We start from the raw sequence: 23,278 nt of genomic DNA on the forward strand, positions 1-23,278 counted from the left end.
AAGAAATAGGTGACTCCTTGCCAAGCAAAGAGTTTGAAACCCTACCAAATATATATTTGGTAGGGCCAATGGGGGCAGGAAAAACAACCGTAGGGCGACATTTAGCAGAATTGTTAGGACGTGAATTTCTAGACAGTGATCATGAAATTGAACGTAAAACAGGTGCGACTATTCCTTGGATTTTTGAAAAAGAAGGGGAAAAAGGCTTTAGAAGTCGTGAAACGAATGTCATTGATGAGTTAACTGCAAAGAAACAACTGGTCTTAGCGACTGGCGGTGGTGCTGTGACTCAGCCCCCAAATCGTGAATTTTTAAAACAACGTGGTATTGTTGTTTATCTATATACTCCGGTGGAAATTCAGTTACAACGAACCTACCGCGACAAAAATCGCCCACTTCTTCAAGTGGAAAATCCAGAGCAAAAGCTACGAGATTTATTGGCTGCCCGTGATCCTCTTTATCGTGAAGTCGCGCACTATATTATTGAAACCAATCAAGGTGCCGCGCGAGATCTTGCGCAAAAAATTTTTAATTTAATTGTTTCACAAAATATATCTCGTTAGAAAAGGTTAAATTCATGCAAACCTTACATGTTGAACTCGGTGATCGTCGCTACCCTATTTTTATTGGGAGTGACCTCGATCCACAAACTTTACTTGAGCCTTATATTCAGGGTAAACAAGTGATGATTGTCTCTAATACCACAGTTGCTCCGCTCTATTTAAAACATTATGTAGATGCAATTGAGGTATTAGGGAAAACTGTTGCAACATGTATTTTGCCTGATGGTGAAAAGTATAAAAATTTAGAGCATTTGAATTTAATTTTTGATGCCTTGCTCGAAGCAGGCTTTAACCGCGATTGTACGGTTTTAGCATTGGGTGGGGGTGTCATTGGGGATATGACCGGTTTTGCTTCTGCATGCTATCAACGTGGTGTGTATTTTATTCAAGTGCCGACGACGTTACTTTCTCAAGTGGATTCAAGTGTCGGTGGAAAAACCGGGATTAACCATCCACTGGGTAAAAACATGATTGGTGCCTTCCAGCAACCCCAAGTGGTCCTTGCGGATATGGCGCAATTAAAAACTTTACCAGAGCGTGAACTTTCTGCAGGTTTGGCCGAAGTGATCAAATATGCATTGTTAGGTGATGTTGAATTTTTAGCTTGGCTTGAACAGCATATGGATGCTTTAGTTGCAGGTGATGCAACTTTGTTGGCTGAAGCAGTATATCGTTCATGTGCCCATAAAGCGCGTATTGTGGCCAATGACGAAAAAGAACAAGGCGAACGTGCGTTATTAAACCTGGGTCATACCTTTGGTCATGCGATTGAATCATACTTAGGATATGGTGAATGGTTGCATGGTGAAGCCGTTGCAACTGGTATGGTGATGGCTGCAGATTTGTCCCATCGCATGGGCTGGATCACAGCTGAAGATTTAGAACGTACAAAAAAAATCATTTTACGTGCACAATTACCGATAGTTTGCCCTAAAATTCCGCTAGAGGAATTTTTGGCGTATATGTCCCATGATAAAAAAGTATTGAATGGGCAATTACGACTTATTTTACTGAAATCATTAGGTCAGACCATCATCACCAAAGAGTTTGATGTTGAGTTAATGAAACAGGCAATTTTGGCAAATCAGGCAGAGTAGGTACATCATGGCAGCGCGGCAGTCTCAATGGCAAAAAGTTCATCACTACGCATGGTTGGTGGGTGGAGCTGTGTGTCTGTTCGCTGCATTGGTTTTCTGGGCGATTACAGATACCAAAGAATTGGTTGAAGTTGAAAAACAAGCTGAAACTGAAGTGGATTTGCAAATTCAGCCCGAGAAAGTGGCGGCAATGTCTCATCTTGGTGCATTAAATGAAGAAGTGCGTCCGCTGGATATGACAACCCGTGTGGTTGCTACAGCTCAACATGAGCCAGAATTTCGCGGCACTAAATTTATCAATGATTCTGCCAAACTTTATGGTGTTGAATTATTTCGGGTTTCTGAAGAAGATATTTTAAAAAGCTTCTTACGTAAGCAGCCTGAGCGTCATAAATTTATTTATCTACGTCTTTCTGGTGAAGACCATCCTGAGCAATACGTCATTTTAACTGGACCATATTCGTCGCAAAATGATGCCAAAGCTGCAATGTCGAGCCTCAACATTGCTTTGCCTGCTTCAATTAAACCTGAAGTTGTGGAATTTAAACAATATCAAGCATATGTGAATGACTTGGGCACGGAAGAAATGTCGTCGAGTCAAAAGTTATATGCTGTTAAATTAAAACCTGTGCCTTTACCGAAAATTGATGAAGCTCAAATCGCTGCACGAAAAGCAGCCACTGCAGCGACGGTAAAAACTCCAACTAATGCAACGACAAGTACTACGGTGACTCGTCGTGATGCGGAAGGGAATGTGATTGATGTGCAAAAATCACAAAGTAGTGTAGATGCACCACGTCCAAAACCTGCACCAGTAGAGCAAGAAGTAACCGATCCATTTAATTAGTTCTAAAATAGCGCAAGACCTCTTAGGAAAAGCCCAAACTGCACAGAAAAAGTGCATAAAATAAAAAAAGAACAATTTGAATTATTTGTTATAACTAAAAAGTGCTTGTAATCAGCCATCTTAGGGTAAAGTGAATCAAGTTGGCATACAAATTGCTTAATTGGTGCGTAAATTGAACTTTTCTCCCTGTTTTGGCGCGAAAATGATTCGATAAAAGTGCGAAGTCATTAATCCAGTCGTTATCCCTGATCTGAACTGCAAAAGCAGAAAATTTGACTTTTTATTCATGCATCAAAGATGAATTCGGTTTATCTTAAGGGTGTGAATAAGAAATAATTTTGCTCGACAGAACAATTCATGTGAGTAAGTTAAGACGAATCGCAACAAGAAATTAGTTTGTTAAGTGCTCGAAAGAGCTGTAAAGAAAAGAAGGGTACGCTATGCACATGCCATCGCCTAATACTGTAGCTCCCGCTCAAGGTTTATACCAACCGGATGAGTTTAAAGATAACTGTGGTTTCGGTTTAATTGCCCATATGCAGGGTGATGCAAGCCATGATCTCGTCAAAACCGCAATGCATAGTTTAAGTTGTATGACCCACCGTGGTGGTATTGCCGCAGATGGCAAAACCGGTGACGGCTGTGGTCTACTCCTTGCTATGCCAAAAGAATTTTTCCGTGAAGAAGCGAAAAAACTCAGTGACATTACATTGAGTGAAATCTTTGCTGTAGGTACGGTATTTCTAAACCTAGACCCTGCATTAGCCGCACATGCAAAACAAATTTTAACCAAAGAAATCGAAGACGAAGGTTGTAAAGTCATCGCTTGGCGTGTTGTGCCAACCAATAACGATGCATTGGGTTCAATCGCGATGCAGTCATTGCCTGCATTTGAACAAATTATCGTGAATTGCCCAATGGGTGTTTCAGAGGTTGAATTCAACCGTAAGTTGGTGATGGCACGTCGTCGTGCAGAACAACAGCTGACTGCTGACCCATACTTCTATGTAACCACTTTATGCTCAACTGTGATCAGCTATAAAGGTTTGATGATGCCAGCAGCCATTGCTGATTTCTATACCGATCTTGCTGATGAGCGTTTAAAGTCACACATTGTTGTATTCCATCAGCGTTTCTCAACTAATACCTTGCCTCGTTGGCCATTGGCTCAGCCGTTCCGTTACTTAGCACACAATGGTGAGATCAATACCATTACCGCCAACCGTAACTGGGCGATGGCACGTACCCCAAAATTTGAAAACCCATTATTGCCGGGTTTAACTGAGCTGAATCCAATCGTAAACCGTACAGGTTCGGATTCTTCAAGCTTAGATAATATGCTGGAAATCCTTGTCGGTGGCGGTATGGACTTGTTCCGTGCGCTACGCATGTTGGTTCCACCAGCGTGGCAAAACGTTGAAACTTTAGATGCGGACTTACGTGCATTCTACGAATTCAACTCGAAGCATATGGAAGCATGGGATGGTCCAGCAGGTCTGGTAATTCAAGATGGTCGTCATGCGATTTGTATGCTTGACCGTAATGGTTTACGTCCAGCACGTTGGGTAATTACTAAAAATGGTTACATCACCTTGGCGTCAGAAATTGGTGTTTGGGGTTATGAACCTGAAGACGTTGTATCTAAAGGTCGTGTCGGTCCAGGTCAAATCTTGGTGATCGATACCTTTACTGGCAAAATGCTCGATACTCAAGATGTGAGTAATCACCTCAAACGTATGCGTCCGTACCGTCAGTGGCTGCGTGAAAACTCAGTGCGTGTACAAGGAAGTCCAGAGCTGGAAGAATATTTATGTGAACAAGGCTTAAAAGGCGATGACCTGAAAGCTTCACAAAAAATGTTCATGGTTACCTTTGAAGAGCGTGACCAATTGCTTCGTCCAATCGCTGAAAGCGGTCAGGAAGCCGTGGGCTCAATGGGTGATGATACGCCAATGGCAGTATTGTCTCGTCAGGTGCGCCATGTGTCTGACTACTTCCGTCAGCAGTTCGCTCAGGTTACGAATCCGCCAATCGATCCATTACGTGAATCGATCGTAATGTCGTTAGAGACATGCCTCGGCCGTGAACAAAATGTATTTGAACAAGGTCCAGAACATGCAGATCGTCTGATCATTTCAAGCCCAGTACTGTCAAATTCGAAAATGCATCAAATCCGTACCCTTGGTCGTAAAGGTTACGAGATTGCAGATATCGACCTGAACTATGCAGAAGATGAAGGCTTAGAAGCTGCCATCGCGCGTATTTGTGAAGAATCTGCGCAAGCGATTCGCGATGGAAAGACATTACTTGTATTGTCTGATAAGAAAATCCGTCAAGGTTTCTTACCTGCAAATGCATTGATGGCAACTGGTGCGGTTCACCACTATTTAATCAATGTGGGTCTACGTACAGATGCCAACATCATTGTCGAAACTGGTTTAGCACGTGATGCACACCAGTTTGCGGTGATTCTTGGTTTCGGTGCGACTGCGATCTATCCTTACCTTGCATATGACGTGATTAATGACTTGATCGCGAAAGGCGAATTGTTGGGTGACCCAATTCATGCGCAAGCGAACTTCCGTAAAGGTATTGAGAAAGGCTTATTGAAAGTCCTTTCTAAGATGGGTATTTCTACTGTTGCCTCTTACCGTGGCGGTCAGTTGTTTGAAGCGGTCGGCCTTTCTGATGAAGTGGTTGCAAAATGCTTTACTGGCGTACCGAGCCGTATTAAAGGCGCAACATTCTCTGATCTAGAAAATGACTTGAAAAAATTGGCAGATTTGGCATGGAAATCACGTAAACCAATCGATCAAGGTGGTATGCTGAAATTTGTATTCGGTAAGGAATACCATGCATTTAACCCAGACGTAATTAATGCACTGCATAAATCTGTGCGTTCTGGTAATTATGCGGACTTTAAAGAATACGCAGAGCTAGTGAATAACCGTCCAATCGCGACGATTCGTGACTTATTCAAGCTGAAAACAGATCAATCGATTGCACTCGATCAAGTTGAATCCGTAGAAGAAATTCTGCCGCGTTTTGACTCGGCAGGGATGTCTTTAGGTGCATTATCACCTGAAGCGCACGAAGCCATTGCAATCGCAATGAATACCATTGGCGGTCGCTCGAACTCAGGTGAGGGCGGTGAAGACCCAGCGCGTTACGGCACTATTCGTAACTCGAAAATCAAACAAATTGCATCTGGCCGTTTTGGTGTGACCCCTGCATATCTAACTTCTGCAGAAGTCCTTCAAATTAAAGTGGCGCAAGGTGCAAAACCAGGTGAAGGTGGTCAGTTGCCGGGCGGTAAAGTGAATGGCTTAATTGCACGTTTACGTTACTCAGTGCCGGGTGTGACATTAATTTCTCCGCCACCGCATCACGACATCTACTCAATCGAAGATTTATCACAGTTAATTTTCGATTTAAAACAGGTTAACCCACAGGCGATGGTGTCAGTTAAGCTGGTTTCTGAGCCCGGTGTTGGTACGATTGCGGCTGGTGTAGCAAAAGCATACGCAGACTTCATTACCATTTCTGGTTATGACGGCGGTACAGCGGCTTCTCCACTTTCTTCAATTCACCATGCAGGTTCTCCATGGGAGCTTGGTCTATCTGAGGCGCATCAGGCGCTACGTGTGAATGACCTGCGTGGCAAAGTCCGTGTACAAACTGATGGTGGCTTGAAAACAGGTCTAGACGTTGTGAAAGCAGCGATTCTTGGGGCAGAAAGTTTCGGTTTCGGTTCTACACCGATGATCGCATTGGGTTGTAAATACCTACGTATTTGCCACTTAAACAACTGTGCGACCGGTGTTGCAACACAACAAGATCATTTACGTCAGGAACACTATATCGGTGAGCCTGAAATGCTGATCAATTTCTTCCACTTTATTGCGGAAGAAACACGTGAATGGTTAGCAGCGCTAGGCGTTGCAAGTCTGAAAGATTTGATTGGCCGTACAGATTTACTGGAAATGCTTCCGGGTGAAACTGAAAAACATGCACACCTTGATTTGAGCGCATTGCTCCAATCGCATCCTGCGGCTGAAGGCAAAGCGCAGTACTGTGAAGTACAAGGTAATGCACCATTCGATAAAGGTTTATTGGCTGAGAAAATGGTAGCTGAAATGCTGCCAGCGATTGAAGCAGGCACAGGCGGTGAATATAGCTTCACTATCGGTAACTGTGACCGTTCAATTGGCGCGCGTATTTCGGGTGAGATTGCAAAACGTTATGGCAACCTCAGTATGGAAGCGCACCCTGTTAAAGTTAAATTAACAGGGACTGCAGGTCAGTCATTGGGTGTTTGGAACGCCGGCGGTTTACACATCAGCCTAGAGGGTGATGCGAATGACTACGTGGGTAAAGGTATGGCTGGTGGTCGTATCTCGATCTTCCCACCGAAAGGTTCACCATTCCAAACGCAAAATACTGCGATCATTGGTAACACCTGTTTATATGGTGCAACAGGCGGCAAATTATTTGCTGCAGGTACAGCAGGCGAGCGTTTTGCAGTACGTAACTCGGGTGCGTTTGCTGTAATTGAAGGTGCAGGCGACCACTGCTGTGAATACATGACAGGTGGTATCGTGACTGTATTGGGTAAAGTGGGTCATAACTTTGGTGCGGGTATGACAGGCGGTTTCGCTTATGTGCTTGACCTCGACAATGACTTTGTAGACCATTACAACCACGAACTGATTGAATTGAACCGTATCTCTACAGAATCGATGGAAGAACATAAAGAGTTCTTGTGCCGTATCTTAGATGAACATATTAAAGAAACAGGTAGTGCTTGGGCGTATAAGATCCGCAACGAGTTTGACTTCTATAGCCGCAAATTCTGGCTTGTGAAACCAAAAGCTGCTAATTTGCAGACTTTGTTGAAAACAACTCAAGCTGATCCACAATAATTCCACTACTGCAGATTTGATAGGCAGGTGTAAGTCCAAACATGCTTACACCTACCCACGGAGAGAGACATGGCAGAGCGCCTAAATAATGACTTTCAGTTCCTGGATGTAGCACGCCAAGATCCAGAGAAAAAAGATCTAGTTGTCCGCAAAGCAGAATTTGTGGAAATCTATAAACCGTTTACAGCTGAAGTTGCAAAAAACCAAACACACCGCTGCTTAGGTTGCGGTAACCCGTATTGTGAATGGAAATGTCCAGTACATAACTACATTCCAAACTGGTTAAAACTGATTGCAGAAGGTCGCATTTTCCAAGCGGCAGAATTGTGTCATCAAACCAACACATTGCCTGAAGTTTGTGGTCGTGTGTGCCCACAAGACCGTTTATGTGAAGGCGCATGTACGCTAAATGACGGCTTTGGTGCAGTCACCATTGGTAATGCTGAAAAATACATTAACGATACAGCCTTTGCATTGGGCTGGCGTCCAGATATGTCACACGTTAAGTGGACAGACAAAAAAGTTGCGATTATTGGTGCAGGTCCTGCTGGCCTTGGCTGTGCTGATATTCTTGTACGTAATGGTGTGAAGCCAGTTGTATTCGACAAACGTCCTGAAATTGGTGGTTTGCTGACATTTGGTATTCCAGAATTCAAAATGGAAAAAGACGTAATGAAACGTCGCCGTGAGATTTTCTCTGGCATGGGCGTTGAATTCCGTCTAAATACTGAAATTGGTACAGATGTGACCATTGATCAGCTACTGGCTGATTACGACGCTGTATTCATGGGTATGGGAACTTATACCTACATGAAGGGCGGTTTCGCGGGTGAAGACCTTGTTGGTGTGCATGATGCACTGGATTTCTTGATTGCCAATGTCAACCGTACGCAAGGATGGGAAAAAGATCCATCTGAATACATCAGCATGGAAGGCAAAAAAGTGATTGTTCTGGGTGGTGGTGATACCGCGATGGACTGTAACCGTACCTCGATCCGTCAAGGTGCCGAATCCGTTGTCTGTGCCTACCGTCGTGATGAAGAAAACATGCCGGGTTCACGTCGTGAAGTGAAAAATGCGCGAGAAGAAGGCGTAGATTTCCAATTTAATCGTCAGCCGATTGAAATTGTAGGTGAAAATGGCAAAGTGACGGGTGTTAAAGTTGTGACTACACAGCTAGGTGCACCTGATAGTCGCGGTCGTCGTAGCCCTGAGCCAGTTCCAGGTTCAGAAGAAATTTTACCAGCAGATGCAGTATTGCTTGCCTTCGGTTTCCGTACCAGCCCTGCAGATTGGTTTACTACATCAAACATCAGTATGGATGGTTCAGGTCGCGTCATTGCTGCTGAACAGCAAGAGTTTAAGTTCCAAACATCGAATCCGAAAATTTTTGCCGGCGGTGATATGGTCCGGGGATCTGACCTTGTGGTAACCGCAATCTGGGAAGGTCGCCAAGCTGCAGAAGGTATTCTTGACTACTTAGATGTTTAAGTCATGACATGCCAGTGATTGCATTGGATTTATTCAAAAAACTCGCTTCGGCGGGTTTTTATTTTTTGGAATTTACCTCAAATGACAAGTAAATGGATTTTGCAGATAAATACGCTGAAAAGTTGTCAGACAGCGCTTTAGAATGGTGAATTATGCAAGTGTGCTAGCACATTTTGCCATGTGTGAAAGAGCTTAGGAATTACATACTGCGATCATGATCTAAATCTTAGGAAGCGAGCATGACGCAAGTGACGACACAAAAAACATATTTAAATCGTCCTAAAGCCATTGGCATTACGGTACGTCGAGCACAATTCAATCCTAAAGCGATTCGCAGGCATTATTTTGCCAACTCACCGGTGATGTCGCATTTGTTGACGGCATTGTCATCGACCTTTCCCATTGGTGAGCAATTCTTTGTGCATAGCGTGCGTAATGTACGCGATAAAGTCAGTGATGAAAAATTACAAGCTGAGATCGCGGCATTCATTGGGCAAGAAGCGATACATTCCAAAGCCCATGCTGAATTTAACGATGCTTGGCGCAGTGAAACCTATAATTTAGATCGTTTCCAAGCATGGTTGGCACGTAAAGACAGCTATGTAAAAAACTTACATCCAAAAATACAGTTGGCAATTACCTGTGCATTTGAACATTTTACTGCTTTACTTGGTGGCTATATTTTAAGACATCCTGAAGTGCTCAGTACTTTAGATGATGATGCAGTGAAACTTTGGGTGTGGCATGCGATTGAAGAGATTGAGCATCGTGCGGTAGCATTCGATGTATATCAACATGTCTATGGAGATGACAAAATACGCCGCATGATTATGCGCAGTGTGACCACGGGTTTTGCAAGTCTTACGTTTTATTCTGCAACGAAGCTATTTATGCAGGATAAGAAAAAAAGTTTGCCGAAGGTTGGTGGAAATATTTTCGGCGCGTATTTATTGGCAAAAATGTTTATTCAATTGACGCCAGAATATTTGTCATATTACAAAGCAGAATTCCATCCGAGCGAAATTGATTACAGTCAGATCGTGAAATATTGGAAAGAACGCCTTGCTGATGAATATCAAATGGAAAGTTTTCAGACTGAAATTACACCGCAATTGTATAGTTAATTCAAAATGTTAAAAAAGCCCGAGTTGTGGGCTTTTTTTAATGCTAAATATTTTTCGAGTAGATCAGTTTAATCACAAAGAAAATACATAATTCATTCGAAAAATAAGGTTAGAATGAATTTATTTAAACAATTACAAATAAATACTTGAGGTTAAGGGTTATGAATTCAATGAAAAAAAGCATGCTCGCAATCGCATTAGTCAGTACGTTGACCCTGAGTGGTTGTGGCTATAACACATTACAAGTCAAAGACGAGGCCGTTACAGCAGCATGGTCTGAGGTGCAAAACCAATATCAGCGTCGAGCAGACTTGGTGCCGAATTTAGTGAATGTCGTAAAAGGCTATGCAAAACATGAAGAGCAAGTGTTGACGGAAGTAACGCAGGCACGTGCCAATGTAGCAGGTCTAAAAGTGGATAAAGAAGTTTTAGAAGATCCAGCATTGTTCCAAAAATACCAAGAAGCTCAAGCGCAGATGACCAGCGCACTTTCTCGTTTAATTGCAGTCTCGGAAAATTATCCAGACTTAAAAGCCAATGAGCAATTCCGTGATTTACAGGTACAGCTTGAAGGCACTGAAAACAGGATCGCTGTCGCACGTAATCGCTACATTACTACGGTACAAGACTTTAATGGCTATGCACGCCAGTTCCCGCAAGTGATGACAGCTAAAGTCATCGGTATGGATACCAAGCCTAACTTTAGTGCAGAGCAAAGTGCACAAACTGCACCGAAAGTTGATTTTAATTAATTGGCATCACTGCATTGTGAGGTGGGCTGATGGTGGATTTTGAGCTAAAACATACAGGTTTGTTATGGCTGCAGCGCATGGTTTTAGCATGCTTATTGTGTGTGGTGGGTTTCACACACGCAGAAACTGCCACCGCTACAGATGTAGATGCTGAAACAGTTGTTGTCGGTAAAATATTAAAAGATCAGCAGTCAGCTACACAAAAAGAAACAACAGCACAGCCTGAAATCAAAATTCAGCAGCCGGATATCGCCAATGATATGGCAGATGGCGAGTCGATTCGTGGCTTGCCGACGCTAAATGAACCGGTAGTTGATCAGGCAAATTTACTTTCGGCTGCTGAAAAGCAAGCCATTAGTCAGAAAATTCTACAGTTGCACGAACAAGGTAAGGCACAAATTGGTGTCGTGATTGTGCCAACCACAGGTCAAGAAGATATTTTTGATTACGCCATGCGAGTTGCAGAAAAATGGCAACTCGGTTCAGCAAAACGTGACAATGGGATATTGATGGCGATTGCTGTGAATGATCGTCGCATACAAATATTAACGGGTTATGGGTTAGAAGGAATCATGCCCGATATCATCGTTAGTCGCATTATTCGTAATCAAATCACACCGTATTTTAAGCAAGCCCAATATGCTCAAGGCATTGATGCAGGCTTAACGGAAATAACCCAAATTTTAAATCAAGACCCTGAAGTTGCAGCTCAAGCAGCCCAAGAGTTAAAAGAACGTCAGGAACAAGCCTTACACGAGCAACAAGCCAAAGAGAAAACGTTTACAACGGTTCTCATTATTTTGGTGATTGGTATTTTTGCATCCTTTATTGTGGGTAAACGCTTAAGTGCGTCAACTGCTGCTGTTGCAGGTACCGTTGCGGGTTTGGTCAACGGTGCAGGTCTACTCACCAGTCTGTTGATGGGTGGAGCAATTTTCTTTTTACTGATTACGGCTATTGCTCAAACCATTTTTCAAATGTTCCTTGCTGGTGGTGGGGGCGGTGGAGGCCGTAGCGGAGGTGATGGCTTTGGTGGCGGCGGCTATAGCGGAGGCGGTGGTGGCTTTGGCGGTGGGGGAGCATCAGGTTCATGGTAACGAAAACAGAAACAACAGAAATTGTCACCTGTCCTAAAACACAGGAAATACAGCAACCAAGTTTTAAACGCTGGTTGAAGCACTTTTTTTATATGCCTGCAGCAAACCGGTTTTTTAATAAGCAAGATCAGCAGGCCATTGCACAAGCGGTGACAGAAGCTGAGCATGGCCATGTGGGCGAAATACAGGTGGTGATCGAAGGGCATATTCCTTCGAACCAAGCCTATTATCAAAATACCCGTGCACGTGCTGAACAGCTCTTTGCTGAACTGGGTGTGTGGGATACAGAATTTAATAGTGGTGTTTTGCTTTATTTAAACTTGTGTGAACGTCAGGTGGAAATTGTGATTGATCGTGGGATGAGACAGGCAACCGATGCCCAAGTGTGGCAGGCTATTTGCGCGCGTATTATCCAAAAAATGCAAAATAAACAATACCGAACAGCTTTGATGGTTGGTGTAAAAGAGATTGGTGAAGTGATGGATCACTTTTATGTAGGTAAGTCTGTAGATAGAACGAATGAAATCGCAAATGCGCCCATTATTTTGCGCTAAAAAACGGTGATAAAGTGACACAAATCGTCACTTTTAAACACAAAAAGAGACGTAATGATTACAAAAAATAAAAATATTTTTTTAAAGTGCTGTTTTTTCTGTCATTTTCACTATAATAAATCTTGGCACGCTCTGTGCTATTTATAAAACAAGCTACATAGCTTTATTAAATAATTAAATTAAAAAACATTTGTGGAGAATGTTATGAAATCAGTTCAAAAGGGTTTTACTCTTATCGAATTAATGATCGTTGTTGCAATTATTGGTATTCTTGCTGCAGTTGCGATCCCTGCTTATCAAGATTATACAAAACGTGCAAAAGTTTCTGAAGGTATTGCATTAGCATCTGCTGCTAAGACAACTGTAGTTGAAAATGCAGCAAGTGCAGCTCAATATGACTTAGGTTATTCTGCTCCAACAGAAACTACTGATGTTCAATCAGTTGGGATCGATATTACAAATGGTGAAATTACAATCACTTATAAAGATGCTATTGGTGCTTCTAATCCAACATTAGTTTTAGCTCCATACACTGGTGATACGACTACTGCTGCTCTTCCTGATTCGACAGGTGGTGGTTACACTGCTCCTGCAACTCAAATTAATTGGAACTGTTTAGCAGCAGGTGCTACTCCTAAGGTTACAGGTGCTACTGTTGGTACTTTGGAATCTAAATTAGCTCCATCTAACTGTCGTTAATTTTAGTTCTAGACTAAAAATTAAGTAAAAAGACTGGTTCGCCAGTCTTTTTTTATAATTAAGATCTATAGGATGGTGAAAATGAATGTTAAAAATATTAGTTTTATTGATAAACACACAAAAAATAAAAACTTCGGAATTAATTTTGAAGTGGAGGTAACTCAAAGAATAATAATTCACATTTCTCAAGAGGCTTTACAAGATATTGAGTCCGAAAATAGGTGTGATTCAGTCGAAGAGCAATTTAAATCTAACCGCATTAAATTTGAAGAAATTGCAAAAGAAAAAATTTACAGTATGAATAATAGTATTCATATAAATAGTGATGATGTTTGTAAATAAATAGTCATATATGTTTGAGTAATCTATTATGCCTAAACGCCTAAAATTTTTTCTTAGCCATTTATTTATTTCTATCCTAGTTGTTTTAATGGTAATGGGATTGGTTTTTTTTGTATGGTACCCATCTCCACTCGCAAGTGCCGTTGGTGTTACTCACATTTTTTTAATGATGCTTGCAATTGATGTGATTGTCGGGCCAGTATTGGGGTGGCTAGTCTATAAAGAAGGTAAAAAAACACTTAAATTTGACCTGAGTGTGATTATTCTGATTCAAATCGCAGCCTTATGTTTCGGTATCTTTAGTATTGAGCAAGGTCGTCCTGCATGGCTAGTTTATAACGTCGATCGTTTTGAGCTGGTACGAAAAAATGAAATCATTAAAGAGCGTTTAGAACAAGTAAAATCACAATTCAAACAACCATCGTGGTTGCAACCACAGTATGTTGCGGTTGAATTTGCGCAAGACAAACTACAACGTGAAAATGAGATGTTTGCCGAAGTGTTAGGGGGTATTTCGATTGCACAACGTCCTGAGCGTTATGTGGATTTTACTCAAGCTATACCACAAATTAAACAACGTGCAAAAAGTTTGCAAGAACTTGAGCAATATAATGATCAAAAGCTTGTACAACAGATTTTAGAAAAGTATCCAGAAGCGACAGGCTATGTTCCATTAAAAGCAAATGCTGTGGATATGACAGTATTAGTTAATAAAGAAACAGCTGAAGTCGTAAAAATCGTTGACCTCCGCCCTTGGAATTAAATCAAGATAATAAAGAAACCCGCATCCGCGGGTTTTTTTTTAATAAGTTTAAATCTGACTTTGAATATAATTTTCTATACCCACAGACTCAACAAGGTCTAACTGAGTTGTTGCCCAATCCAACCATTCTTCTTCTTTTTCTAAGATTTCTTGAGCCAGATCTCGAGTGACATAATCTAACTGTTCTTCTGCTAGTTTAACTGCTACTTGAATGGCTTCGATGTTCTCTTTGACTTTACGCACATCACAATTTAAAACTTCAATGGTATGTTGTCCAATATAGAGCTTTCCGAGGTGCTGCAAATTGGGTAGGCCTTCTAAAAACAAAATTCGCTCAATAATTTTATCAGCATGCTTCATTTGACGAATTGATTCTTTATATTCCGCAGAGCCCAGTTGCTCAATGCCCCAATCATTAAACATACGTGAATGAAGAAAGTATTGATTGATCGCAGTTAAATGATGATAAAGCACCTGATTTAACTGATTAATTACATCACGATTGCCTTTCATGTCTGACTCCTTAACTGCAATAAAGCTCGAACTAAGCAATATAATTCGATATTAGAATAGAAATATCTTAAACAACAAAGTGTAATTTAGCGAGTGTTTTATAGAACAGCAAATGAAAATCACAATCAAAACAAGGCACTAATTTTCAGGTTTTAATAAATAAAAACCCGCTTAGAGTCAGAAGCGGGGGAGGAGGAATGGTCTGAGACCATTGGTTTTATAATTATGATTGTTGAGAAAATTTAAAAGCTTGATTTATGCGGCAATTGAGATACGGGCTGCAATTTGCGCAACTTCATCACTGATGATCATACGTGCTTCAGGAGCACAGCGACCACAACAGGTGCCTAAATCGAGCATATCGCGAACTTCACGATAGCTTTCTGCACCATTGGCAATTGCATCTTTAATGTCTTGATCAGTAATACCACGGCACAAACAAACGTACATGAAATCAAACCAAGTGAATAAATGGGATAGGTAATATTATTGATAATTATTATCTTTTGTCAATAAAAATCATTTAAAAATGCTTTTAAGGTGATTGAGTTTTTGAATAAAAAATGTCATTTAAGTGGAAATCTGAGTAATGCTCAGATTTCCATGTGAGGCTTTTGTTCTTTTGGAATGTGATATTTCGTGAAAGGCTTAAGCGATGTTTACTAACTTATTGATTAATAATCACCACGCCATCCATTTCAACTAGTGCACCTTTTGGTAGGCTAGCTACACCGAGTGCTGCGCGTGCTGGGTAGGGTTGAGCAAAGTATTCGCCCATAATTTGGTTGACCAATTGGAAGTTAGAAAGGTCAGTGAGGAAAATATTCAGCTTAGCAATATCTGCTAGCGAACCACCTGCAGCTTCACATACCGCTTTTAAGTTGTCGAATACACGGCGAATTTGAGCTTCAATGCCTTCTACCAGCTCCATGCTATATGGATCTAAGCCAATTTGACCTGATAAATACAAAGTGTCGCCCACTAAAATGGCTTGTGAGTAAGTACCAATTGCAGCGGGTGCATTTTCAGTATGGATTACCTGGCGGGACATCTATTTCTCCTATTATCATCACAGACACAACATATATAAAAATGCGGTGTCAGGTTAGCTGGCAACTTTCGCAGGCTCAGCAATGGCAACAGGTTGTGCCAAACGACTGATGCGTGGGAAGCCAAAATGCATTCTTAAATTACGGATAATTTCGGCAATTTGTTTACGGTTATGTACAACAATATTCACATAGGTTTTTTCTTCATGTGAGCGGACAGTCTCTACACCCACTTTTTCTTTACGGCATAGATAGATCAGTTCTGAAATTTGCTCATCATTTAACAGCATGTTTAGGCATAAATAGGCTGTAAAACTAATGTCTTCACTGTCTTCTGTGGTCCAGTGTAAAGGCATGATATTTTCAGGATGTAAATGCTGTTCATGCAATAAATTATGACAACGTGAACGGTGCACAATCAAACCACGACGTGATAAATGACCTTGAATCGGATCGCCTAAAACCGGGTTACAGCAGTGCGCATATTTCACGTCGACACCGTCAGTACCTAAGATCAAGCGTGCAGAATTTGAACTCTGAATGGTGTCTTGAGCATATAAATGATTGGCAACCAATTGAGGTAGTAAGTCGCCCACGGCAATCTGTTCAAATAATTGTTCTTTATCATTTAAATGACGCCAATTCAGCACATTTTCCCAATCGGCTAATGTCAAATCACTCACAGAACGGTTAAAGAGTTTTAATGCGCGATTTAAAGCTTGTTGACCAACTAAGCGTTGTTCGTCTTGGTCTTGGTCACGGAGGATATTTTGTAATGCACGACGGGCTTTTTGGGTGTTAATAAAGCTCAACCAGTCAGGATTCGGTGTTGCAAGAACATCGGTGATGATTTCAACGACTTGACCACTCAATAATGGTGTTGAAAGGGGTTTGGTTTCACCATTAATTTTCGCACCAACAGCATGGTTGCCCAAAAATAAGCTCGCTGAATAAGCAAAATCAACAGCTGTGGCACCCTGAGGGAGTTCATGCAAATGACCGTGTGGGGTGTAGACCCAAATTTTTTCTTGATGTAGATAATCGAGTAATTCACTAAATGTGGTCTTGGCACATGCGCCATCGACTAACACGTTTAAATTTTGCATGGAGGCTTGGATCGCTGAGCGACAAGCTTGTGGTGCATTTTCTCCGAGGACCACACCAAAGCGCGCCGCTTTACGCATCAGCTCTGTTTGGATAGTCAGTGATAAAATGGTCTTTTCACCTTTTAAGCGCATCATCAGTGACTGGTTGCCACCTGGGAGTGGGCGACGGATATGATCGGCGTAATTTAAAACCTTAAAACTTTCTTTGAGGATGTCTGCAAGTCGGTCACAGTCTGCAATGCTTTGTAAAATAATTTCAAAGGCATGACTATGGGTGAGCTCTTGCAGATCGATATCGTTTTTTACAAAGTGGCGAAGTAATTCAATATTATTATTCTTCTTTTTAATTCGACCTGTAATATGGTGCTGTTCAAGTAGGGTGGTGAGGTTGTTTTCCCACTTGGTTTGGTATTCGCAGCGTTTCGGTTTGGTTTGTAATAAAGCTTCTTGAACATTGTTATACATATCTAAATCTAGATTTTGATAACACAAATGTTCAAGGTTGTCGGCCATTTCATTCATACCGACAAGGCGTGCCATAGGCACAAAAATTTCAAAGGTTTCTTGGGCAATACGAGCACGCTTATCGGGGCGTAAAGCACCCAGTGTGGTCATATTGTGATAACGATCTGCCAGTTTAATAATAATGACACGTGGGTCTTGTAGGGTGGCTTGCAGAATTTTACGGAAGGATGCAGCTTTATTATATTCTTTATCGCTAGAATGGCTGAGTTTGGTGACGCCGTCGACGAGTTCAGCAACGGTCAGACCAAATTTTTCAGTAATATCTTGTTTAGTAAATTCAGTATCTTCGATGACATCATGCAGTAAAGCGGCCATTAAAGTTTCCGCATCAAGACGCATATGCGCCAAAATACAGCTCACCGCAATCGGATGAAGGATGTAGGGTTCGCCACTTTTACGGGTAATACCATCATGGGCAATATCCGCATAGTCGCAAGCTTCAAGCACGCGTTCGACATCACTTACTGAAAGGTAAGCGTCGATTATCACATTTAACTGTTGCTTGGCTTGGCTGACCATTGGGCCTGGCATAGAACACCCTTTTACTACTGATTTACAAATGAAACGGTTAATACTTTAATGAAATGCATATTGCATGACTTGTCAATTTTTTAGTTTAAAAAAATGAAAATCTTTTTCGCTTGCTTTGCACTTCTTAAGCTTATGTTATAACTGTTCTGAGTAAAATATTAAAGAGAATCCATAAAAAAAGCCTAGTTAAAAACTAGGCTTTCAAGGTCAGGTTGATCTTATTGGAAAGAAAAACCGTCTAAGTTTAGGTTATTTGCAGAAAGTGCAAGGTCTAAACTTGAAGTTTGGTAGTCTTGTTCACGTTGTTTCAAAATGTCTTTAGAAACGTGACCCGCTGCGATTTCACGAAGAGCAACAACGGTTGGTTTGTCATTGTCCCACTCAACAGTAGGTTCGATACCTTGACGTGCCAATTGACGCGCGCGTTTGCTTGCCACTAGTACAAGCTCAAAGCGGTTGTCTACATGGTCTAAACAATCTTCAACGGTTACGCGTGCCATAAGAATTCTCGTTTGAATATAAATTTTTAACAGACTGTGCAGTATAAGGTGCTTTGTCTATAGACTCAAGTTTTAATCACTGTTCCGTAGGGGTGATTAATTTCTCAATCAGTTTTTCATGGCGCATGGCTTGTTGTTTTAAAACAAGACGATTGGCAATAATCACAGACTCTAAGTCATGCAGTGCTTTATTAAAGTCATCATTAATAATGACATAGTCAAAATTAACATATTGCTGCATATCTTCTACGGCACAGCTGAGGCGATGTTCAATCACTTCAACAGAGTCTGTACCACGATTGGATAAGCGTTGACGTAAATCGAACTGACTCGGAGGGAGAATAAAAATTTGTCTAGATTCAGGAAAAAGTTTACGAACCTGTTCAGCACCTTGCCAGTCAATTTCAAGTAAAACGTCATGACCTTTGGCCAATTGTTCTTTTACTGTGCGCTGTGCAGTGCCGTAATAATTACCAAAAACCTCTGCATATTCAATGAAGCCACCTTCATTCACCAAAGATAAAAAATCTTCTTTTTTTGCAAAATGGTAATGTACGCCGTCTAATTCGCCAGGACGCTGACCACGAGTGGTATGAGAAACAGAGACATGTAAATTGTTTACACGTTCAAGCAGGGCTTTAACGAGGGATGTTTTGCCTGTTCCCGAAGCAGCAGAAACGACAAACAAGAGACCCGACATGATATTTTTCCTGATATGATAAAATATCTTCTCTATTTTAGAGCAGACGCGCGCCAAACAAAATAGTCAGACGTCTATTGTTTACATTTATTTCAAGTGATACCCGTAAAATTGAGTGGGCATTGAGGATTCTATGGAAATTGTTTTAGCTAATCCACGCGGTTTCTGTGCAGGTGTTGATCGCGCCATCGCGATTGTGAACCGAGCACTGGAATGCTTTAACCCCCCAATTTATGTGCGTCATGAGGTAGTACATAATAAATTTGTGGTGGACGACTTGCGTCAACGCGGTGCAATATTTGTGGATGAACTGGATGAAGTGCCTGATGACAATATCGTGATCTTCAGTGCGCATGGTGTGTCTAAAGCGGTACAACAAGAAGCTGAGCGCCGTGGGCTAAAAGTTTTTGATGCGACCTGCCCTTTGGTGACCAAGGTACATATAGAAGTGACCAAATACGCACGTGAAGGCGTGGAAGCGATTTTGATTGGTCATGAAGGTCACCCTGAGGTTGAAGGTACAATGGGCCAATATGATACCAAAAATGGTGGTTCGATTTATTTGGTTGAAGATGAGCAAGATGTTGCAGATCTAAAAGTAGTGCATCCCGAAAAAGTAGCGTTTGTAACTCAGACAACGCTTTCTATAGATGACACAGCAAAAGTAATTGATGCCCTACGTCAGAAGTTCCCTGAAATTCAGGGGCCACGCAAAGATGATATTTGTTATGCCACTCAAAACCGCCAAGATGCCGTACGAGATCTTGCTGAACAATGTGATGTTGTTTTGGTTGTGGGTTCACCGAATTCTTCGAACTCGAACCGGTTACGTGAACTGGCTGAGCGGATGGGTAAGCATGCCTATTTGGTGGACAATGCCGATCAGTTACAGCAAGAATGGTTTAATGAACAGACTAAAATTGGTGTAACTGCAGGGGCATCTGCACCTGAAATATTAATTAAACAGGTAATTCAGCGCCTACAAGATTGGGGAGCAAAAGCACCGCAAGAGCTTGATGGCCGCGAAGAAAATATTACATTTAGTTTGCCAAAAGAGTTACGTATTCCTGTAACTCAAGCATAAAGTGTTAATGACTTAACATTCTGAATTTTTTTAAGAATTGACAGATAATTGCTTTTTGGCAATTATCTGTTTTTTTATGCCTTTTATCCTTATTTGTGTTTGTTTTGTAATTTAATTAGATATTATTTTTAATAGGGTAAAGTTTGGCGCGCCTTGGGGGGAGTATGCAGAAAAATAATGGATTTACGTTAATTGAGTTGATGGTGACGATTGCTGTGATGGCGATTATCGCCATGCTGGCTGCGCCTTCGTTTGGTAATTTAATAGCTCGTAAGCAGTTAGATATGACTACAAAAGAATTTGCATTATTGTTTGGTGAGGTTCGAGGACAGGCAATTGTTTTAAGAAAGCCGATTACTCTCAAATTAGAATGTCCAGATGATGGTAGTGGCAAACAAGTTTGCCCACCGCATACACCTTCTGTATTTCATTGGGTATCTCCAAATGAGGATATAGCTTTAAGTAGTGATTCAATTGATGTTGTTTTTACTGGTCTAGGTATTGCAAAACAACGTGAAAAGCTTATAGATAACCCGGTATGTAATCCTAAACCCGCTGTGACACCAACTCCTTGTGATACAGATCCAGATGATAATCCAGAAAAAATACCCCAAGTTGTGCCTTTGGAATTTACTTTATGCAATAAAAAAATTGGTGAAAGTCGAACGATTCATGTGTCAAAAGTTGGAACAGTCGATACAATCACTATGGGAACCTGCTCATGATGAATAAGAGTGTACAAAAGGGCGTTGGATTAATGGAGGTCTTAGTTGCTCTATTTATCCTTGCTATAGGCGTATTGGGATTTGCTGCCTTACAATTACGGGCAATGGATGCTGCTCAAGAAGCAACTGAAAATACGGTGGCAATGAATCTCGCACGTGATTTAGCTGAGCGTATACGGGTAAATCGTACAGCTTTATCTGAATATAAAAAGGCAATCAATGAAAAATCTACTAATGATTCTTGTGTAGGTACAAATAGTATTACTTCGCCTAAATCCCTAGCAATCCCAAAGTGCAACTCTACTACTATGGCGAAATATGATGCGATGGAGATATTAGAAAAAACATCTCAAAGTGGCCAATCGATTATTGTAGCTGACTGCGTTAAAAGTAATTTAAATTGTATTTATGTCGCTTGGGGGAAAACGACGATTAGCAGTGATGATTTAACCAATTGTATTGATTCTAATACAGGCACATATGTGGTTGATTCCAAATGTTTAGTTATGGAGACATTTTAATGAGCTTTAATACTAGACAGCGCGGTTTTACTTTAATTGAACTGATGATTGCTCTCGTTTTGGGTCTGTTGGTGAGTGCTATTGCTGTTCAATTATTTTTGACAAGTCAGCGTAGTGTGACTGTGCAGCAAGCCATGATGAATTTGCAAAATTCATCACTTTTTGGTTTGGGTTCGGTTATTGATTCAATTCGATTGGCAAATTTGAATTCTTCACAGCCATATATAAATGATAAGGTTTTATATGGTGGGATCGTTTTAGCTGCTAATAATATTTCAAATAACGTTAAAGCAGATGGTGATTTGGATTTTACAATCGATGAAAGCTTATTAACGCGTGGTGCAATAGGTGAATCAAATTTAAAAGATCAGCATAGTGATCAATTGGTCATTCAATATAAGGTCAACACTCCAAATCAATTTGACTGTGAGGGTACTGGGCTTACTGTAACTGATTATGTTGTTGAACGTTATTTTTTAAGAAAAGATACAAGCCGTAATGATCCAAATGAACCGCTAGCATTTGCCTGTAAAGCTACGCGTTATACAGAAGAGTCAGCAAAAACGAACACAGCTTTAAACGGGTTAACTGGAAATGGAGAAATTATTATTCCAAGAGTTGATCATTTTAGTGTTCGTTTAGGTGTGGCTTATGATGGTGCCAATGAAAGTTGTTCATCTATTACATCAACAGTCAAAGATGGTGATGGTAATGATGTGACTTCTGGAATTGAAGCAGACTCTAAATTGGACTGTTTTAGTTATATAAATATTGAGGATTATCGAGAGCTTGAGGGTGAAAAACCACAAATTGTCTCGGTGCAAATTGGATTGTTGGTCCGTTCTACGGACAGTGTGAATAATAATAAATTCTTTGATAACGAAGATAAATTTAATGTTTTAAATGTAAATTCTAAATTGTCCGAAGATGATCGAAACGCTTTGTATTTTAGGACAGTCGTTACTCAAACCATCGCTCTTAGAAATGGTTTTGGGATTGAGTGAGGATAAGATATGAAAGCTAATAATCTCAAATGGTCACAACAAGGTTCAGTATTAATCGTTGTTTTAATCATGCTTGTATTAATTACATTAATTGGAACTTGGGCTATACGGGGAAGCATTACTTCCTTGAAAATCTCTACGAATGCACAAGCACAAGCATTGCTTAAGCAGACTAGTGATTCAGTGTTTGTGACCCTAGAAAATAAAACTGATGATGATTTGTCTTTTGCAAATATGCGAATTGGTGACGGGATGTTGAATTACACGTTAAGACCTGAAAACAAAGGCAAAGAACTAGTCTTTTGTATACGAGGGGAAACCGCGGATAATTTTGAAGGCAGTCGTTTAGCCAGTGTTGTTTATTGGGAAGGCTCTTCAATCAAAAATAGTGATATGGGCACAAATGGATTTTGTAAGTTAGATCGCTTGACTGATTTTATTAGTGGTCGAAATGCAGTTTTAACGCAAGTTACTGTACGCGCTGCTGAAAATAGTCGAGATTGGGAGCATATGATGGAAGGCGATGATAAGGAAAGTTCGAAAAGTACCGGAATCCAGAAAGTTGTAATTACAGCAACATCAATTCTTCCAAATCTGAGCGAGAGTTCAAAGACAGAAATTAATACATGCCTGAAAAGCTTCACAAGTTTTGTGGATGATGTAATTGATAATGAGACAGTAACAGACTGCTTATCTTCTAAAAATGTGCCATATAGTACGCAGGAAATGGAATATACCATGAAGCCTGTTCGTGCATCGTAATGGGAGA

General features: G+C 40.9%; 23 protein-coding genes. 17 read left to right on the forward strand and 6 right to left on the reverse strand.

What is annotated here, in order from left to right; genetic code table 11:
* Positions 1 to 17: 17 nt before the first annotated feature.
* The 12 genes from aroK to tfpZ all read left to right on the forward strand — a co-directional run bounded on the left by aroK (position 18) and on the right by tfpZ (position 14,251).
* Positions 18 to 563: a shikimate kinase AroK gene (aroK, locus tag FTV03_RS00095; protein ID WP_078189378.1), complete on the forward strand. Its 546-nt coding sequence runs from the start codon at positions 18 to 20 to the stop codon at positions 561 to 563.
* Between the two features lie 14 nt (positions 564 to 577).
* Positions 578 to 1,660 carry a 3-dehydroquinate synthase gene (aroB, locus tag FTV03_RS00100; RefSeq protein WP_180039374.1) on the forward strand — a complete coding sequence of 361 codons (1,083 nt, stop codon included), beginning with the start codon at positions 578 to 580 and terminating at the stop codon, positions 1,658 to 1,660.
* Between the two features lie 7 nt (positions 1,661 to 1,667).
* Entirely contained in the window at positions 1,668 to 2,507 is an 840-nt protein-coding gene (locus tag FTV03_RS00105; protein WP_180039376.1) for a hypothetical protein, read from the forward strand.
* 446 nt (positions 2,508 to 2,953) lie between these two features.
* Entirely contained in the window at positions 2,954 to 7,429 is a 4,476-nt protein-coding gene (gene gltB, locus FTV03_RS00110) for a glutamate synthase large subunit (RefSeq protein WP_180039378.1), read from the forward strand.
* Between the two features lie 69 nt (positions 7,430 to 7,498).
* Complete coding sequence (locus tag FTV03_RS00115; RefSeq protein WP_078189374.1) at positions 7,499 to 8,920, forward strand: FAD-dependent oxidoreductase; 1,422 nt, start codon at positions 7,499 to 7,501, stop codon at positions 8,918 to 8,920.
* 239 nt (positions 8,921 to 9,159) lie between these two features.
* Positions 9,160 to 10,044, forward strand: a complete 885-nt coding sequence (locus tag FTV03_RS00120) for a metal-dependent hydrolase (protein WP_180039380.1) — start codon at positions 9,160 to 9,162, stop codon at positions 10,042 to 10,044.
* 161 nt (positions 10,045 to 10,205) lie between these two features.
* On the forward strand, positions 10,206 to 10,796 hold the full coding sequence (locus FTV03_RS00125; RefSeq protein ID WP_078189372.1) for a LemA family protein: 591 nt from the start codon (positions 10,206 to 10,208) through the stop codon (positions 10,794 to 10,796).
* 29 nt (positions 10,797 to 10,825) lie between these two features.
* Positions 10,826 to 11,893 (forward strand): TPM domain-containing protein, encoded by a 1,068-nt coding sequence (locus FTV03_RS00130; RefSeq protein WP_180039382.1) that lies wholly within the window; start codon positions 10,826 to 10,828, stop codon positions 11,891 to 11,893.
* Positions 11,887 to 12,447 carry a TPM domain-containing protein gene (locus tag FTV03_RS00135; protein WP_180039385.1) on the forward strand — a complete coding sequence of 187 codons (561 nt, stop codon included), beginning with the start codon at positions 11,887 to 11,889 and terminating at the stop codon, positions 12,445 to 12,447. Before FTV03_RS00130 ends, FTV03_RS00135 begins: the two co-directional genes overlap by 7 nt.
* A 204-nt stretch (positions 12,448 to 12,651) precedes the next feature.
* Positions 12,652 to 13,146, forward strand: coding sequence for a pilin (locus tag FTV03_RS00140; RefSeq protein WP_180039387.1), 495 nt, complete (start codon positions 12,652 to 12,654; stop codon positions 13,144 to 13,146).
* An 81-nt stretch (positions 13,147 to 13,227) separates the two neighbouring features.
* A complete protein-coding gene (locus FTV03_RS00145; RefSeq protein ID WP_180039389.1) occupies positions 13,228 to 13,488 on the forward strand; it encodes a DUF1488 family protein in 261 nt (86 codons plus the stop codon).
* 28 nt (positions 13,489 to 13,516) lie between these two features.
* Positions 13,517 to 14,251, forward strand: coding sequence for a TfpX/TfpZ family type IV pilin accessory protein (gene tfpZ / locus FTV03_RS00150; RefSeq protein WP_180039391.1), 735 nt, complete (start codon positions 13,517 to 13,519; stop codon positions 14,249 to 14,251).
* Between the two features lie 48 nt (positions 14,252 to 14,299).
* On the opposite strand, the gene bfr is transcribed toward tfpZ, so the two are convergent.
* From bfr to gmk, 6 genes are all read right to left on the reverse strand, one after another.
* Positions 14,300 to 14,764 (reverse strand): bacterioferritin, encoded by a 465-nt coding sequence (bfr, locus tag FTV03_RS00155; RefSeq protein ID WP_180039393.1) that lies wholly within the window; start codon positions 14,762 to 14,764, stop codon positions 14,300 to 14,302.
* Positions 14,765 to 15,019: 255 nt separating this feature from the next.
* A complete protein-coding gene (locus tag FTV03_RS00160; protein WP_218950587.1) occupies positions 15,020 to 15,214 on the reverse strand; it encodes a bacterioferritin-associated ferredoxin in 195 nt (64 codons plus the stop codon).
* Positions 15,215 to 15,431: 217 nt separating this feature from the next.
* The gene (locus tag FTV03_RS00165) at positions 15,432 to 15,815 is read right to left on the reverse strand and encodes a RidA family protein (RefSeq protein WP_180024298.1); all 384 of its coding nucleotides are present in this window, start codon (positions 15,813 to 15,815) and stop codon (positions 15,432 to 15,434) included.
* 54 nt (positions 15,816 to 15,869) lie between these two features.
* Positions 15,870 to 17,975 carry a bifunctional (p)ppGpp synthetase/guanosine-3',5'-bis(diphosphate) 3'-pyrophosphohydrolase gene (locus FTV03_RS00170; protein WP_180039395.1) on the reverse strand — a complete coding sequence of 702 codons (2,106 nt, stop codon included), beginning with the start codon at positions 17,973 to 17,975 and terminating at the stop codon, positions 15,870 to 15,872.
* A 218-nt stretch (positions 17,976 to 18,193) separates the two neighbouring features.
* Positions 18,194 to 18,475: a DNA-directed RNA polymerase subunit omega gene (gene rpoZ, locus FTV03_RS00175; protein ID WP_067762989.1), complete on the reverse strand. Its 282-nt coding sequence runs from the start codon at positions 18,473 to 18,475 to the stop codon at positions 18,194 to 18,196.
* Between the two features lie 76 nt (positions 18,476 to 18,551).
* Entirely contained in the window at positions 18,552 to 19,175 is a 624-nt protein-coding gene (gene gmk, locus FTV03_RS00180; RefSeq protein WP_078189363.1) for a guanylate kinase, read from the reverse strand.
* Between the two features lie 133 nt (positions 19,176 to 19,308).
* On the opposite strand from gmk, the gene ispH reads away from it, so the two are divergent.
* From ispH to FTV03_RS00205, 5 genes are all read left to right on the forward strand, one after another.
* On the forward strand, positions 19,309 to 20,259 hold the full coding sequence (ispH, locus tag FTV03_RS00185) for a 4-hydroxy-3-methylbut-2-enyl diphosphate reductase (protein WP_078189362.1): 951 nt from the start codon (positions 19,309 to 19,311) through the stop codon (positions 20,257 to 20,259).
* 164 nt (positions 20,260 to 20,423) lie between these two features.
* A complete protein-coding gene (locus FTV03_RS00190; protein WP_180039397.1) occupies positions 20,424 to 20,984 on the forward strand; it encodes a Tfp pilus assembly protein FimT/FimU in 561 nt (186 codons plus the stop codon).
* Complete coding sequence (gene pilV, locus FTV03_RS00195; protein ID WP_180039507.1) at positions 20,984 to 21,505, forward strand: type IV pilus modification protein PilV; 522 nt, start codon at positions 20,984 to 20,986, stop codon at positions 21,503 to 21,505. Before FTV03_RS00190 ends, pilV begins: the two co-directional genes overlap by 1 nt.
* Entirely contained in the window at positions 21,505 to 22,509 is a 1,005-nt protein-coding gene (locus tag FTV03_RS00200; protein WP_180039399.1) for a PilW family protein, read from the forward strand. Before pilV ends, FTV03_RS00200 begins: the two co-directional genes overlap by 1 nt.
* Before the next feature lie 9 nt (positions 22,510 to 22,518).
* Positions 22,519 to 23,271, forward strand: coding sequence for a PilX N-terminal domain-containing pilus assembly protein (locus tag FTV03_RS00205; protein WP_180039401.1), 753 nt, complete (start codon positions 22,519 to 22,521; stop codon positions 23,269 to 23,271).
* Positions 23,272 to 23,278 lie beyond the last annotated feature (7 nt).

It is taken from the genome of Acinetobacter sp. YH12218, from assembly GCF_013417925.1.
GTDB classification, from domain to species: Bacteria; Pseudomonadota; Gammaproteobacteria; order Pseudomonadales; family Moraxellaceae; genus Acinetobacter; species Acinetobacter amyesii.